Origin of the sequence: Flavobacterium algicola (genome assembly GCF_022399565.1) — a bacterium.
Lineage (GTDB): Bacteria > Bacteroidota > Bacteroidia > Flavobacteriales > Flavobacteriaceae > Flavobacterium > Flavobacterium algicola.
The window spans coordinates 794743-809085 of record NZ_JAJTUT010000003.1; the positions used below are offsets into that span (position 1 = coordinate 794743).

Here is a 14343-nt window from a genome sequence, read left to right on the forward strand (position 1 = left end):
TTATTTTATTTTATAAGACGCATTTCTAGGTATTTATTACTAAAGCCTAGACTTTCATATAGTTTTTTTGCAGGGTTATTTGGTTCTACATGCAAAGCAATATCACCTTCAGTACTATCAATAGCTTTTTGCATTATTTTTTTACCATACCCTTTTCCACGTTGACTATTGTCTACCGCGATGTAGACCAAGATATTTTCTGGAATAAAGCCATTCATACCTGTTGTATTCAATACAGTAATTCCGACAATCTTATCATCATCTATTCCTACTATAACATTTCCTCCCTTATCTGGGTTCATTGCATAAGCTAGACATTTTAAGATGTCTTCAATTTTGTCGCCGTATTCCTCAAGGTGAGTAAATAGAAATTGTGCAATAACATTATTGGTAATTTCTTTGTCTTCTCCCGTATTGCTATTAAATATTTTGAATTCCATTTTGATTTTCTTTTTTATTAGTGTGATAAATTGATAGTGCCACAAACACAATAAGTGATATACTAATACCGTAGGCATTTGCATCAAGATGCTCCGGTAAATGTATTCCTAAAGGTAATTCATTTTTAGTTACAATAAGAGCAATTGTGGTAGTTCCTCCTAATAGCATGCTCCAAAATGCGGCAATAGGGTGGCTTTTTTTCCAGAATAAAGCACCAAGAACAGGGACAAATAAACCTGAAACCATAAAAGCATAGGAGTAAAGCATAAGTTCTAACACATTTTGCATTTGTGAAGCGAGTAGAATTGCAAAAACTCCCACAATCAAAGTGACAATCTGCGAAAGTTGCAGTTCTTTTTTATGTGTCATTTCTTTTTTCGAAAATTTAGCAAGAATATCGGTAACTATATTTCCTGAAGCAGCCATTAAGCAACTATCTGCGGTCGACAGAATAGCCGAAAAATAGGAGGAGAGCATCAATCCCATTAGTCCTACGGGTAAAATAGTGGCTAGTAAAATAGGAAGTCCCATTTCGCTATCCATTCCATTGGCATCTGTAATTCCGGCAAACATACCTTGATTAGCAGCCACTTTGGCCAAAAGGCCTAGTGTTACTCCCATGAATGCCATTATCGGCCATTCAAAAGCACCAGCAATAAGCCATGCCTTCTTCGCTTCTTTTTCTCCTTTACTCGCATATATACGTTGGTACAATGTCATTCCCACAAACCAAATCGGAATAATAGTTATTGACCAATTGAATATCTGATAACCCGAAATATTAGTCAACGATAAATATTCTGGTGCGAGTGAACTTTCTATAGCATCATAACCACCAACTGCATTATAAGCCATTGGAATTCCGATAAATACTAGTCCACAGATTAAAATTGTCCATTGAATGGTATCTGTATAAATTACCGCTTTTAAACCTCCGATGGCCGTATAGACTACAGCAATCAATCCCATTACTATTAATGCCGTTTGAAGATTTAACCCCTCGATAGTTGCCGAAGCTAATTTGGCACCTGCTAAAACTTGTGAGCTAGTAAAACCGATATACCCTATAGCCGATATAATTCCTGCCAACAAAGCTACTTTGGCGGAATAGTAATGTTCGAATAATTGGGGAAACGTAAAAAACTTGTGCTTGTGGCCAAGCTCACTTACTTTTGGAATTAGGAAAACAGCACTTAGCCAAGCACCTAGTAATCCTGTGAACAACATCCAGGAACCAGAAAGCCCCATTGTAAAGCCAAGACCACCTAGCCCTATAGAGAATCCTCCTCCAACATCTGTAGCAACAACCGATAAACCGATGTGCCAACTACTCATGTTACGACCGCTGACGTAAAAATCCTCTGCAGTTTTGTTTTTTTTGAAAAAATAAAAGCCTACGCCAAGCATTGCCAGCATATAAACGACAAAGATTAAATAATCAATTAGTTGCATTATTTGATATTTTCAGATTATTGATACGCCTGTAATTGGAATTTTTCCAAAGGCAACGAGTGCAGCATGCTACACATAGTGAAGGTATTTCAGATTGATATCGATGTATAGAAATCGTAGAATGCTAATGTGATTAATTGAATAATTACCACTTTTAAGCGCTGAAAACCGTATAAACTCGTGCAAAGGTACAGAATTATATGTAAAAAGCTAGCAAAAGTACAATCTGTACAAATTCATTTCTATGATTTCAGTAACACATATTGCAATTTACTAATGCTATGGCTTAGATTTTATAAATCATTAAGGATAAGGTTTTTTGTGTTTCTACAAAATAGTATTGAAAGAGATTTATAACACTTACTGTAAGGATATAAATAGCTTTTATAGATCCAAAATGTTGTCTTACAGTTTAATATCTCTCTTTCTTTTTATTAAAAATTAATCAATTATTTATTTTTCATCGTATGTATTTTTTATAAGATTTATCTATATTTTTATGAGATATAAATCCTTTGTAAATTATCTCTCATGCTAGTTAAAGTTTTTGGAAGTGCTGTTTTTGGAGTCGAAGCGACTACCATTACTGTAGAAGTCAATATTGACAAGGGAATTGGTTATCATCTGGTTGGTTTGCCAGATAATGCTATTAAAGAGAGTAGTTACCGCATTGCTGCGGCGCTCAAAAATAATGGATACAATCTTCCTGGAAAGAAAATAACAATAAACATGGCGCCTGCTGACTTACGTAAGGAAGGTTCTGCTTATGATTTAACATTGACCATAGGGATTTTAGCTGCTTCAGGACAAATTAAATCTGAGGAAGTGCACAAATACATAATCATGGGTGAACTGTCGCTAGACGGTAGTTTACAACCCATTCGCGGAGCATTACCCATCGCTATAAAGGCAAAAGAAGAAGGATTTAAAGGATTTTTTCTTCCTATTCAAAATGTAAAAGAAGCCGCTATTGTGGCAGGCTTAGATGTATACGGAATCGAAAATGTACTTGAAGTGATTGATTTTTTCGAAGGAAAAACAACTTTAGAGCCGACCGTTATAGATACAAGAGCAGAATTTTATAAAGATTTAGATTTTCCTGAATTTGATTTTTCAGATGTAAAGGGACAAGAATCTATAAAGCGTTGCATGGAAATTGCGGCGGCTGGAGGACATAATATTATTTTAATTGGGCCTCCAGGAGCTGGAAAAACGATGTTGGCCAAACGTTTGCCAAGTATTTTACCTCCCATGACTTTACGAGAAGCATTAGAGACAACTAAAATACATTCTGTGGCTGGCAAGTTGAAAGAAGCGGGATTGATGAACCAGCGTCCTTTTCGAAGTCCGCATCATACAATTTCAAATGTTGCGTTGGTTGGAGGCGGTAGTTACCCGCAACCAGGCGAGATCTCTATGGCGCACAATGGTGTCTTATTTTTAGATGAATTACCAGAGTTTAAACGTGATGTTCTAGAAGTAATGCGTCAACCACTAGAAGATCGCGAAGTAACTATTTCTAGGGCCAAATTTACGGTTACCTATCCTTCCTCTTTTATGTTGGTAGCTAGTATGAACCCAAGCCCGAGTGGATTTTTTAATGATCCAGATGCGCCGCAAACATCTTCACCACATGAAATGCAACGCTACTTAAGCAAGATTTCGGGACCATTACTGGATCGAATTGATATACATATCGAAGTAACACCTGTCCCTTTTGAAAAATTATCAGACGACCGCAAAGCTGAAGCAAGTGTGGATATACGCAAACGAGTTACAGCAGCACGCGAATTTCAATCATTACGATTTGAAGCCATGGAGAATGTACACTACAATGCGCAAATGAGTACAAAGTTGATTCGGGAATTTTGTGCCTTAGACGATGTTTCCAAACAATTATTGAAAACCGCGATGGAACGCCTTAATCTATCGGCACGGGCTTATGACAGGATTTTGAAAGTAGCCAGAACTATCGCTGACCTGGAAGCTTCACCAAAAGTGGAATCGATGCATATTTCAGAAGCAATACAATACCGCAGTTTGGACCGAGATGGTTGGCTGGGGTAGGCAATAAGAAAATATGGTCTTCTATAAAATTTCGTTATTAATAATTTCAATATAGTAAAGAGCCACTAATAGTCGTGTTTCGCATACAGTTATAGATTAGCTCTCTAGAGTTCAGAATCTTAGATTGTAATCTTACTGTATTACAAATTATCACTACAGTTTTTACATAAAAAAAATCGTTGTCTGCTATTAAATGGGTAAATTTGAGAATATCAAAAACTTAGTATATGAGAATAGAAACCGATTTGAAATTAGGGTTTAAAGATGTTATGATACGCCCAAAACGTTCTACACTCTCTAGTAGAGCAGAAGTGACTCTGGAACGTAATTTTAATTTTTTGCACAGTTCAACTTCGTGGTCAGGTTTGCCCATTTTTGCAGCCAATATGGATACAGTAGGTACTTTTGAAATGGCAAAGGTTTTGGCCAAAGAGAAAATTTTTACAGCAATTCACAAGCATTATACGATAGCAGAATGGAATACATTTTTGGATGCACTTGCACCAGAACTTTTTCAATACATCGCCGTAAGTACTGGTACGGGTAAAAACGATGCCAAAAAGCTACGTGATATTCTAGATGGACATCCTTCATTACAATTTATTTGCATTGATGTTGCTAATGGATATTCGGAACATTTTGTCAATTTTCTAAAAGAAACGAGAAAAGAATATCCCGATAAAGTAATAATTGCCGGAAACGTGGTAACCGGTGAGATGGTTGAAGAACTTTTGCTAGCCGGGGCCGACATCATAAAAGTGGGTATTGGTCCTGGCTCTGTGTGTACCACTCGTGTGAAAACAGGTGTCGGATATCCACAGCTATCTGCTATTATCGAATGTGCAGATGCAGCTCACGGACTAGGCGGACATATCATAAGTGACGGTGGTTGTGTAACTCCCGGCGATGTCGCTAAAGCTTTTGGAGCTGGAGCTGATTTTGTAATGCTAGGAGGGATGTTAGCTGGTCATGAGGAAAGTGGTGGCGAGCTAGTAGAAGTAGATGGAAATAAATTTAAACAGTTTTACGGCATGAGTTCGACTACCGCGATGAACAAACATGTAGGTGGCGTAGCAGATTACAGAGCTAGTGAAGGTAAGACAGTAACTATTGCTTATAAAGGTAAAGTACTTCATACCATAATGGATATTTTAGGTGGTTTGCGCAGTACGTGCACTTATGTAGGAGCCTCTCGTTTAAAGGAATTAACTAAGAGAACAACTTTTATACGTGTAAGCGAACAAGAAAATAGAATATATACAGAATAATTTATGATTACAATAGTTACAGCAGGTAGAGAAGATTTTTGTCTGATTCAGAAATTAGCACATCAGGTTTGGCCTGTAGCGTATGCTGCTATTTTGCCAGAAGAGCAGATGAAATATATGTTAGATGCCTTTTATTCCGAGAATGCCTTAATCAAAAGTTTCGATAATGGTTGCCAATTTGTATTGGTAAAGGAAGACGAAACTGTATTGGGGTTTGCAGGGTTTGAACATTTTGAAACCAAGGAGCAAACCAAAATACACAAGCTTTATTTACTGCCTGAATCACAGGGAAAAGGAATAGGGAAATTACTAATCGAATATATAGCTACAAAAGCAACCGAAAAAGGATTTGATAAATTGATATTGAATGTGAATCGATTTAATAAGGCCTTACATTTTTACGAAAAATTAGGTTTTAGTATTGTCGAAGAAATAGACATCGAAATAGGCAAGGGTTATCTAATGGAAGATTACGTAATGGAAAAAACACTTTAGACAATTATTTTGAAAAGTATTGATGAGGTAAAATAGCTGATAAATCGGTCTGTTTTACCTTATTTTAGTTTAATTACAAACTGTTTTTATTCTACAATGATATCGTGGGTAAATAACAGGCCTTTTAAATATTGCAATGAAAAAAGAGCTTTCTTTAGTTTTGTTCGTTTGGGATCAATAGTGTAATTTTTACTAGTCGAAAAATTAGCTTTATTGGCAACAGCTTGATCAAATTCTGCACGATAGAGATCACAATTTTCAAAAGAAACATCGGTTAAATCGGTTGCCATAAAATCGACAGCAATAAGGCTACAATTGGTAAAGGTTGTGCCTTTCATTTTTAGCGCATAAAATTTAGAAAAATCTAGAATGGTGTTCTTAAAATGTATTTCGAAAATAAGTTTGTCACACATAGAAAAATTCACGTCGTTAATTTTACAGTTGTCAAAAGTAACAGTGCGCAGAGCAACGTGGTTAATTTTGCTGCCGTTAAGATTACAGGTTCGAAAAGTACAATCGATAAAAGTTACAGCCGTAAAGCTACATTTGGTAAAATCACAATTAACGAATTCACAAGCCTCAAATTCTTTAAAATTAAGATCTTCAATAGAGTAGTTTAAATTTTCGTAGGATTGATCGAGAAAGTAATCGAGCATTTTGATTTTTTTGTAAAAGTAGTAAAACTGAATGTATTTTTAGACTATATTTCTTCCGACTTTAGATCAAATAAAAGATGCAATTTACTCACCAAATAGAATTATGAAAAACTATCAATTTAAAATATTATATTTAAATTGAATGTTTCAAATAATTTAAAAAGGGCTACTCAGGTTTGTAAATCCTCAGTAGCCCTTTCGAATAAAATATCAACTATTTATGCTTTTTCTTTTTCAAATTTAGAAATCACTTCTTGGTAAAAATCAAAGGTTGTTTTTGCAATTGATTCCCAACTAAAAATTTTGAGTACACGTTCTCTTCCTGCTTTTCCCATTTTATTTGCTAAAGCTTCATCTTCGAGAAGTAAATTGATTTTTTTTGCAAACTCTTTTTGAAATAATTCAGGATTGATCGGATTAAAATCGGTTCTCGATTTACTTTCCAACGGAATTAGATACCCTGTTTCCCCTTCAACTATAATTTCTGGAATTCCGCCCACATGACTACCTACAACGGGGGTTTCACAAGACATCGCTTCTAAATTTATAATTCCAAAAGGTTCGTACAATGACGGACATGCAAAAACACGTGCTTGGCTATATAAAATTTTAATTTTCTCTCGAGGTAACATTTCAGAGATTAAGATAACGCCATCACGTTCTGCTTTTAATTCGCTGATTAGTTGCTCCGTTTCAGCTGCTATTTCAGGCGTATCGGGAGCACCCGCACATAAGACGATTTGACAATCTTTGTTAAAATATTTTGCCGCCGCTATTAATTGAGAAATACCTTTTTGACGAGTAATACGTCCTACAAATAACACAAATGGAATAGAAGGATCAATCCCAAGCTCTTTTAATAAGGCATCATCGTTGGTTGGCTTGTAATACTCAGGGTCAATACCGTTATGAATTACGGTAACTTTTTCAGGGTCTACTCCGTAAGCTTCTACAACGTCCTCTTTCATTTGCTGGCTAACCGCAATAATTCCGTCAGCAGTATTGTAGGCATTATTTTCGATCCAACGAGAAAGAAAATATCCATTGCCTAATTGTTCTACTTTCCAAGGTCGATGTGTTTCTAAGCTGTGTGTTGTTAAGATCAAAGGTACTTGTAGTAACTCACGGGTCATTACACCCGCTAGATGCGTGTACCAAGTATGGCAGTGAATAATGTCGGCTTCTGGAGTAGATTGTGACATCTCTACATTTCGACTCAAATTATGAAACATTTTGATATGTGCATTTTTACTGTCATTGGGATTTGTCAAGCTAGAGTCGATGCCTTGAACATGCAAGTGTTCATCATCTACTTTCTCATCTCCAAAACAGCGCACTTCTACTTGTCCTAATTTTATAAGTTCTTGACTTAAAAAATCGATATGCACACCAGCTCCACCATAAATGTTAGGAGGAAATTCATTTGTGAAAAGGGCTATTTTCATTTTTGATATATTTTTATTTCGATACTAATTAGAATATTTAGGATAAAGAAATACTCAGCATTATCATTAAAAGTTGCTAATTCTTTATTTTACTAAAGTAGGAAATAAAAAAGATAAAATCGATTGAAAATGATATTTAGAAATCATTTTCAATCGATTTTAGGATAAGGATACTTCTTATTTAGAAGCAAAGTATGTTATTACAAATTTTAGAGTAAGTTTAAATGTAGAAAAAGTTTTGGGATTAAGTGGAATTATAAAAATTAATCTCGAAAAGTTATAGTAAAAGTAGCTCCATTATCCAATTCACTATCTACTGCAATTTGCCCACCTAGGTTGGTAATATGGTTGTAAACCAAATAAAGGCCAATACCATTGCTATCAGAGTTATTATTAAATTTTTGATGTAAACCAAATATTTTATTTTCCACATTTTCCATGTCAAAACCTATTCCGTTATCTGAAATTATAAGTTGCTTTTTACCCTCGTGTATTTGGGTGTAAATCGAAATAACAGGAAACATTCCGACTTTAGCATATTTGATAGAATTAGTAATTAGGTTCAGGAAAATACTCTTAAGATAAGTCTTGTTGAATACAATTTGACTCAACACCGAAAAATCAACATTAATCGTGGTATCAGAATTACTAATAAAGGAGCTAATTGAAAACAGAACTTCATCTAAACTTTCCTGAAAAGAAATTTCTTCTACAGGAGAACTATTTTGGATTTTGTCATTTAAAACGGTGATGTAATCATTTAATGAATTTTTTAGACCGTTGATAATATCTTTTGTAATGTTGAGGTATTCAATTGATTCGGTGTCAATTACTTTGTCAATTTCTAGTAAGTCAAAAATACTAATTAAATTATTTACCGGAGATCTCAAATCGTGAGCTGCTGCGTAGGTGAGTTGTTTGTACTCTTCCACACTATGATTTAATTTTGCAAGATGTTGATTTCGTTCGTCCTCTAGTTGTTTTTTATAGGTGATATTTTTTGCAATTGCAAAAATGTGTTGTTTGTTCTCTACTGGTATGGAGGTCCACAGCAGCCAGACCGTCCTACCACTTTTTGTTATGTAACGATTTTCAAAGTTTATTAAATGATTTTGATCTTTAATTGAATTACGAGCATTAGTAGTAGAATTTTTGTCATCTTGAAATACAAAACTATTGATTGGCTTTGCCAGTAGTTCTTCTTCTGTATATTCTAACAATTTGCAAACAGCTGGGTTTATCTTGATAAAATAACCATCAAATCCAGAAATACATAGTAAATCTGGTGATAGATTAAAAAAATCTTCAAAGATAGTCTCAGCGTCGTTATTTGTTTTTGAGATGCTATCGTTATTGATTCGCATCATTTTTCTCATTCTCATTTTTTATCAACTTTTAATAAAATAGCTATCTGTTATTTTATTATTACAAAAAAGCGTGGTATCAGCTTAATTTATGTCATGAAGTGGAAATAATGCTACATGAGACTACTTCCTGCACATATAAAGATAGAAAACTAACACTTTATAAATGGCAACTTAATAGTTATCAATACTATATTGCTAAATTATACCAAAATACCTTATAAAAAAATAGATCTACTATATTTTTATAAGGTACGTATGGTTTTATTTATAATGTAAAATAATAAAGACTAACGATATTAAAATGGATTTTTAAGTATTAAATTTTGAAAATTCCACCAAATAAAATTATTCTCTGCAAGAATAAAAAGTGTTGAGAAGCAGTATCATCAGCACTTATAGTTGTACGAATGTCTGGCATATTAATATATCCACCTTTTAATTCCGTTTGTACATAAAAGTGTTTTAGGAACGTAATATTTAATCCTGCTTTTACCGAGGTTCCATATCCCGAAACATGAAAGGCATCATGGCGTTCTTTACCTAGTAAGGTTGTATTCGTCTTCGGATATAACAGTCCAAAAGCAACTCCTTCGGTTAAATTAATTTGAATTTTATCAGTGTTTCCTATGCTAAATAGATTAGAAATATCATCAAAACGAGATACTTCAACGTGTACATAATTCAAACCATCTGTGTGCTCGTAGGCCAAAAAAGTTTGATCGCTAAAATTAACTGGCGTGTTATTATAAACACCATTGTATGCTGAACCAATATCTGTAGTGGGTAAATTAATTTCACCAGTAACAGATGCTGTTTGATCTTGTGTCATCACATACTTCATATGATCCACACCGATACTCACACTATAATGATCATTTAAAAAATAACCCAAACGAAAGTTAGTCTGTGGGATTGTCATTCTTGCCGGATTAATATAATCAACATGCCAACCTTTTGGTTTGTCATGAGCAGTCATATTATCTATCGTAAAGTTGTAATCTTTCCCCTTGAAAGTAACATCAGATTTAGTGTAACTGTCTCTATTTCCTCCCCAGGCTACAAAAAATTTCCCTTTATTGTGAGAGGTATATTTTTCTTGAACATCCATAGCCTCCTGGGCATTTACTGTATTTGCAAACAATAAACCAAAAAAAGAAAGCTGTAATATAATAGTCTTCAATGTACTGTAATTAAAATTGATTTACTGTTTTTCTAATTGCGACAAGCTTTGTCATCAATGATTCGAAATAATCTAGGTGCAACATATTTGCTCCATCGCTTTTTGCATTTGCAGGATCAAAGTGAGTTTCGATAAAAATTCCGTCAACTCCAACTGCAATACCAGCTTTGGCTACAGTTTCAATCATATCTGGTCTTCCTCCCGTCACTCCGGCAGTTTGATTTGGTTGCTGCAAAGAGTGTGTAACATCTAAGACTGTAGTTGCATATTGCTGCATGGTTGGAATTCCTCTAAAATCGACAATCATATCTTGGTATCCGAACATGGTTCCTCTATCGGTTACCATTACATTTTGATTGTTACAATCCAAAACTTTTTGAACAGCGTGCTTCATACTTTCTGGACTCATAAATTGTCCTTTTTTCAGATTTACTGTTCTACCAGTATTCGCCGCAGCAACAACCAAATCGGTTTGACGAACAAGGAATGCTGGGATTTGCAGTACATCAACATATTGTGCAGCCATGTCGGCATCCTCATTGGTATGTATATCTGTAACTGTAGGTACGTGAAAAGTCTCAGAAATTTTTCTAAGTATCTTTAATGCTTTTTCATCTCCAATTCCAGAAAAGCTATCAATTCTAGAGCGATTAGCTTTTTTAAATGATCCCTTAAAAACGAAAGGAATCTCTAATTTATCAGTGATTCCTACCAATTTCTCAGCAATTCTCATAGCCATTTCTTCTCCTTCAATAGCGCAAGGTCCAGCTAATAAAAAGAAGTTTCCACTATCGGTATGTTTGATTTGAGCGATTTGTTCAATATTCATAATGATTATTTATTTGAAAGTGCAAAGGTAACTTGATTTACACATTACACTTAGGTAATTAACGTTTATTTTATAAGTGATTTTCTTATTTTGAAAGTAGAATACTTCCCTTTACAATTGTAATTTACTTTTTAATCGAAAGCCCTACAGGAACTAATAAATATCCCTTTTCATAAATATTCATGTACAACTGAATAGGTTTTTTTTGACCTTCCCACCTAAGTTCATAAACATCCAAAAAACCTGCTCCCATACCGCTTCTTTTAGTAGGGAATGGACAACAGCTTTCTATCTTGGTGTAGGCGATTTTTTCTCCCTGTGGTCCAGCTAAAGCATTTAAATAACGCACAGCATTGATTGTATCATTGGCTGTATTTAAGTAAAAAACATTTACAGGATAGCTACTGTCGAATCCGTACTTTTTGTCTTTACTGTATTCTGTAAGTACAAAAGTATTTTCGGCAGTAAGTTGCGGACTGGGCGCATTGTCATCAACATTTTTTAAAGTAGATTTTGTACTCACGCAAGAAATTAAACTTAAGGCTAATAGCGAAAACATTATTTTTTTCATATTCGAATAGATAATTAGAACCGACAAATTTGAGACAGTGTCCGTTTTAAATACAAAGATAATGAGAACTTTATTTTTAGTGGTACAGCTTAATAGAAAATTAAATGATTTTGCAAAATTTGATCGAATGTAACAAATGGCACATTGCAGTTTATAAAACCAACTTATCTTTGTATTCTAAAATAATTAATATGAATGTTTTCTTTCAAACCTGGCCTTGGTATATTTCTGGCTTTATTATAGGTCTTATTATGTTGAGTTTACTATATTTTGGTAAGTCTTTTGGAATGTCATCTAATTTACGCTCAATGTGTGCAATGATTGGTGCTGGTAATAAAGTTTCTTTTTTTGATTTTGATTGGAAATCGCAACGCTGGAATCTAGTTGTAGTAGTAGGAGCCATTCTAGGCGGTTTTGTTGCTGTAAATTTTATGAGTGATCCATCTAATGTTACAATCAATCCTAAAACAATAGATGCTCTGGCACAATTAGGATTGGATGCACCCAATGGTCAATTGATGCCTAGTCTTCTTTTTGGTAATGATAATTTTCTAACGCTTAAAAACTTAGCAATATTATTAGCGGGTGGGATTCTTGTAGGTTTTGGTGCCCGTTATGCAGGTGGTTGTACTTCTGGTCACGCTATTTCTGGCTTGAGTAATTTACAACTACCTTCTCTAAAAGCAGTAATTGGTTTCTTTATTGGTGGATTAATAATGGTTCATCTTTTATTTCCTTTAATTTTTTAAGTATGAAAGTATTAAAATATATAATTGTTGGTTTTGTGTTTGGAATAGTTTTAACCAAGTCCGAGGCGGTCTCGTGGTACAGAATTTATGAAATGTTTCAATTTCAGTCCTTTCATATGTATGGAATAATTTCTGTTGCTATACTTACAGGGATTGTAGGTATTCAATTGATCAAGCGCAATGACATTAAAGACATCGATGGCGCACCAATAGAAATTCCGAATAAAGAAAACGGTAATTACCGATATTGGATTGGTGGAATAATCTTTGGATTGGGTTGGGGATTGGTAGGATCTTGTCCTGGACCTATTTTTATATTATTAGGAGCCGGATTTTATTCAATAATAGTAGTGCTTGCAGGAGCGATGATTGGTACTTTTATCTATGGTGTTGTTCGGGATAAATTACCTCACTAAGAGTCAAAGCTCAATACAAATATTACTCACATAAAATTGATCTTCTTACTTTCTAGTAAAGTTGAATGAGTATGTAACCTCTGCAAAGTCAAAAAAAAAAGCATTCTCAAAGTTGAGAATGCTTTTTTTTTGGAACTTAATTGTTCTAGATAATTTCTGCGCTGATACCAGCTTCTAACAATTGCAAACACTGAGGCTCTAATTTTTTTAAAGGCCCAGTTTTTACAGTGCACTTTCCATTATAATGTACAATTAGAGAACATTGCTCTGCTTGTTCTGGAGTATGCTCACAAACTCGTATTAGAGTGTCAATAACGTGGTCAAAAGTATTTACGTCGTCATTGTAGACAACAATTTCGTTATTTAAAGTAGGTACTTCTTTCGGACTTACTTTCTCTCTTATTTTTTCTTTAGTACTCATTTAGATGTGGTGTTTGTACTTAATAATTAATAAAATAGCTAAAACTAATTTACGTATTTTAATGATACCCAGTTGTTTCTTTCGAATTTTTTAACATAAGTTAAGCCTTTTTCTGTGCACGAGGCTTCGATGTACGGAATATCTTCAGTGTAAAATCCGCTTAATAATAGCGTACCATTAGGATTTAAACAATCAACATAAGCTTGCATGTCGTTCAACAAAATGTTACGGTTAATATTCGCTATAATTAAATCGTATTTTTTATCTTTTAGTAATGCAGCTTCACCTTCATAAACGGTAATGTGTTTGCAATTATTGCGTTCAGCATTTTCGATAGAATTTAAATAACACCAGTTGTCAATATCAATTGCATCGATAGGCTGAGCCCCTTTCATTTCAGCCAAAATAGCCAAAATAGCAGTTCCACAACCCATGTCAAGTGTTTTTAAACCTTTTACATCTATTTCGAGTAAATGCTGAATCATCATATGTGTTGTTTCATGATGACCTGTACCAAAACTCATTTTTGGTTCTATAACAATGTCAAATTCTGCATCTGTTTTGGGGTGAAAAGGAGCACGTACATGACAGTTACCATCTACATCAATAGGCTCAAAGTTTTTCTCCCATTCCTCGTTCCAGTTTACTTGATCGATTTCTTCAAAAGTATATTCAATTTCAAATTCATCTGAACTCAAAATTTGAATATCTTTTAATATCGTTTCGTCCCACAAATCTTTTTGTACAAAGGCAGATATACCCGTTTCAGTTTCGGTAAAACTTTCAAAAGCAGTCTCTCCTAATTCTGCGATTAATATTTCTGACCCTAATTCTTTGGGTGCAATAGTAAAATGGTAGCCGATATATATATTTGACATTTCTTTATTTTTTTGCAAAGGTAGCATTTCTCTCTTATCGTTTTCTTATAAACAACATAAATGTATTCGTTTTTCAATTTAAATTAGGCTTATAAATTAAATTCAGTT

The 14343-nt window shown here is 34.2% G+C and carries 15 protein-coding genes; 5 read left to right on the top strand and 10 right to left on the bottom strand.

Annotated elements, in window-relative coordinates; all coding sequences use genetic code 11:
- Positions 1–5: 5 nt before the first annotated feature.
- Both LXH21_RS14080 and LXH21_RS14085 read right to left on the bottom strand, forming a co-directional pair.
- On the bottom strand, positions 6–440 hold the full coding sequence (locus tag LXH21_RS14080) for a GNAT family N-acetyltransferase (protein WP_239867169.1): 435 nt from the start codon (positions 438–440) through the stop codon (positions 6–8).
- On the bottom strand, positions 421–1893 hold the full coding sequence (locus tag LXH21_RS14085) for a sodium:solute symporter family protein (protein WP_239867172.1): 1473 nt from the start codon (positions 1891–1893) through the stop codon (positions 421–423). The genes LXH21_RS14080 and LXH21_RS14085 overlap by 20 nt, the downstream gene beginning before the upstream one ends.
- A gap of 531 nt (positions 1894–2424) precedes the next feature.
- Here LXH21_RS14085 and LXH21_RS14090 point away from each other — a divergent pair.
- The 3 genes from LXH21_RS14090 to LXH21_RS14100 all read left to right on the top strand — a co-directional run bounded on the left by LXH21_RS14090 (position 2425) and on the right by LXH21_RS14100 (position 5723).
- Positions 2425–3960, top strand: coding sequence for a YifB family Mg chelatase-like AAA ATPase (locus LXH21_RS14090; protein ID WP_239867175.1), 1536 nt, complete (start codon positions 2425–2427; stop codon positions 3958–3960).
- A 227-nt stretch (positions 3961–4187) separates the two neighbouring features.
- On the top strand, positions 4188–5228 hold the full coding sequence (locus LXH21_RS14095) for a GMP reductase (RefSeq protein ID WP_239867178.1): 1041 nt from the start codon (positions 4188–4190) through the stop codon (positions 5226–5228).
- A gap of 3 nt (positions 5229–5231) precedes the next feature.
- Positions 5232–5723 carry a GNAT family N-acetyltransferase gene (locus LXH21_RS14100; RefSeq protein WP_239867181.1) on the top strand — a complete coding sequence of 164 codons (492 nt, stop codon included), beginning with the start codon at positions 5232–5234 and terminating at the stop codon, positions 5721–5723.
- 86 nt (positions 5724–5809) lie between these two features.
- Here the strand turns inward: LXH21_RS14100 and LXH21_RS14105 are convergent, their stop codons facing one another.
- The 6 genes from LXH21_RS14105 to LXH21_RS14130 all read right to left on the bottom strand — a co-directional run bounded on the left by LXH21_RS14105 (position 5810) and on the right by LXH21_RS14130 (position 11771).
- Entirely contained in the window at positions 5810–6379 is a 570-nt protein-coding gene (locus LXH21_RS14105) for a pentapeptide repeat-containing protein (RefSeq protein WP_239867184.1), read from the bottom strand.
- A 218-nt stretch (positions 6380–6597) separates the two neighbouring features.
- A complete protein-coding gene (gene glgA, locus LXH21_RS14110) occupies positions 6598–7824 on the bottom strand; it encodes a glycogen synthase (RefSeq protein ID WP_239867187.1) in 1227 nt (408 codons plus the stop codon).
- Between the two features lie 263 nt (positions 7825–8087).
- Positions 8088–9206, bottom strand: a complete 1119-nt coding sequence (locus tag LXH21_RS14115; RefSeq protein ID WP_239867190.1) for a PAS domain-containing sensor histidine kinase — start codon at positions 9204–9206, stop codon at positions 8088–8090.
- A gap of 301 nt (positions 9207–9507) precedes the next feature.
- Positions 9508–10371, bottom strand: a complete 864-nt coding sequence (locus LXH21_RS14120) for an autotransporter domain-containing protein (RefSeq protein WP_239867193.1) — start codon at positions 10369–10371, stop codon at positions 9508–9510.
- Positions 10372–10381: 10 nt separating this feature from the next.
- A complete protein-coding gene (gene kdsA, locus LXH21_RS14125) occupies positions 10382–11200 on the bottom strand; it encodes a 3-deoxy-8-phosphooctulonate synthase (RefSeq protein WP_239867196.1) in 819 nt (272 codons plus the stop codon).
- Between the two features lie 124 nt (positions 11201–11324).
- Positions 11325–11771 carry a 2-dehydro-3-deoxyphosphooctonate aldolase gene (locus LXH21_RS14130; protein WP_239867200.1) on the bottom strand — a complete coding sequence of 149 codons (447 nt, stop codon included), beginning with the start codon at positions 11769–11771 and terminating at the stop codon, positions 11325–11327.
- A 191-nt stretch (positions 11772–11962) separates the two neighbouring features.
- Here LXH21_RS14130 and LXH21_RS14135 point away from each other — a divergent pair, with 191 nt between their 5' ends.
- Positions 11963–12520: a YeeE/YedE family protein gene (locus LXH21_RS14135; RefSeq protein WP_239867392.1), complete on the top strand. Its 558-nt coding sequence runs from the start codon at positions 11963–11965 to the stop codon at positions 12518–12520.
- A 2-nt stretch (positions 12521–12522) separates the two neighbouring features.
- A complete protein-coding gene (locus tag LXH21_RS14140; protein ID WP_239867203.1) occupies positions 12523–12936 on the top strand; it encodes a DUF6691 family protein in 414 nt (137 codons plus the stop codon).
- Positions 12937–13081: 145 nt separating this feature from the next.
- Here the strand turns inward: LXH21_RS14140 and LXH21_RS14145 are convergent, their stop codons facing one another.
- On the bottom strand, positions 13082–13357 hold the full coding sequence (locus LXH21_RS14145) for an ATP-dependent Clp protease adaptor ClpS (protein WP_239867206.1): 276 nt from the start codon (positions 13355–13357) through the stop codon (positions 13082–13084).
- A gap of 44 nt (positions 13358–13401) precedes the next feature.
- A complete protein-coding gene (gene prmA, locus LXH21_RS14150) occupies positions 13402–14235 on the bottom strand; it encodes a 50S ribosomal protein L11 methyltransferase (protein WP_239867209.1) in 834 nt (277 codons plus the stop codon).
- Between the last annotated feature and the right edge of the window lie 108 nt (positions 14236–14343).

Coding starts and splice junctions, on each gene's coding strand:
- LXH21_RS14135 (WP_239867392.1), top strand. CDS start 11,963: ATGAATGTTTTCTTTCAAACCTGGCCTTGGTATATTTCTGGCTTTATT.
- kdsA (WP_239867196.1), bottom strand. CDS start 11,200: ATGAATATTGAACAAATCGCTCAAATCAAACATACCGATAGTGGAAAC.
- prmA (WP_239867209.1), bottom strand. CDS start 14,235: ATGTCAAATATATATATCGGCTACCATTTTACTATTGCACCCAAAGAA.
- LXH21_RS14140 (WP_239867203.1), top strand. CDS start 12,523: ATGAAAGTATTAAAATATATAATTGTTGGTTTTGTGTTTGGAATAGTT.
- LXH21_RS14130 (WP_239867200.1), bottom strand. CDS start 11,771: ATGAAAAAAATAATGTTTTCGCTATTAGCCTTAAGTTTAATTTCTTGC.
- LXH21_RS14145 (WP_239867206.1), bottom strand. CDS start 13,357: ATGAGTACTAAAGAAAAAATAAGAGAGAAAGTAAGTCCGAAAGAAGTA.
- LXH21_RS14115 (WP_239867190.1), bottom strand. CDS start 9,206: ATGAGAATGAGAAAAATGATGCGAATCAATAACGATAGCATCTCAAAA.
- glgA (WP_239867187.1), bottom strand. CDS start 7,824: ATGAAAATAGCCCTTTTCACAAATGAATTTCCTCCTAACATTTATGGT.
- LXH21_RS14100 (WP_239867181.1), top strand. CDS start 5,232: ATGATTACAATAGTTACAGCAGGTAGAGAAGATTTTTGTCTGATTCAG.
- LXH21_RS14095 (WP_239867178.1), top strand. CDS start 4,188: ATGAGAATAGAAACCGATTTGAAATTAGGGTTTAAAGATGTTATGATA.
- LXH21_RS14105 (WP_239867184.1), bottom strand. CDS start 6,379: ATGCTCGATTACTTTCTCGATCAATCCTACGAAAATTTAAACTACTCT.
- LXH21_RS14090 (WP_239867175.1), top strand. CDS start 2,425: ATGCTAGTTAAAGTTTTTGGAAGTGCTGTTTTTGGAGTCGAAGCGACT.
- LXH21_RS14085 (WP_239867172.1), bottom strand. CDS start 1,893: ATGCAACTAATTGATTATTTAATCTTTGTCGTTTATATGCTGGCAATG.
- LXH21_RS14080 (WP_239867169.1), bottom strand. CDS start 440: ATGGAATTCAAAATATTTAATAGCAATACGGGAGAAGACAAAGAAATT.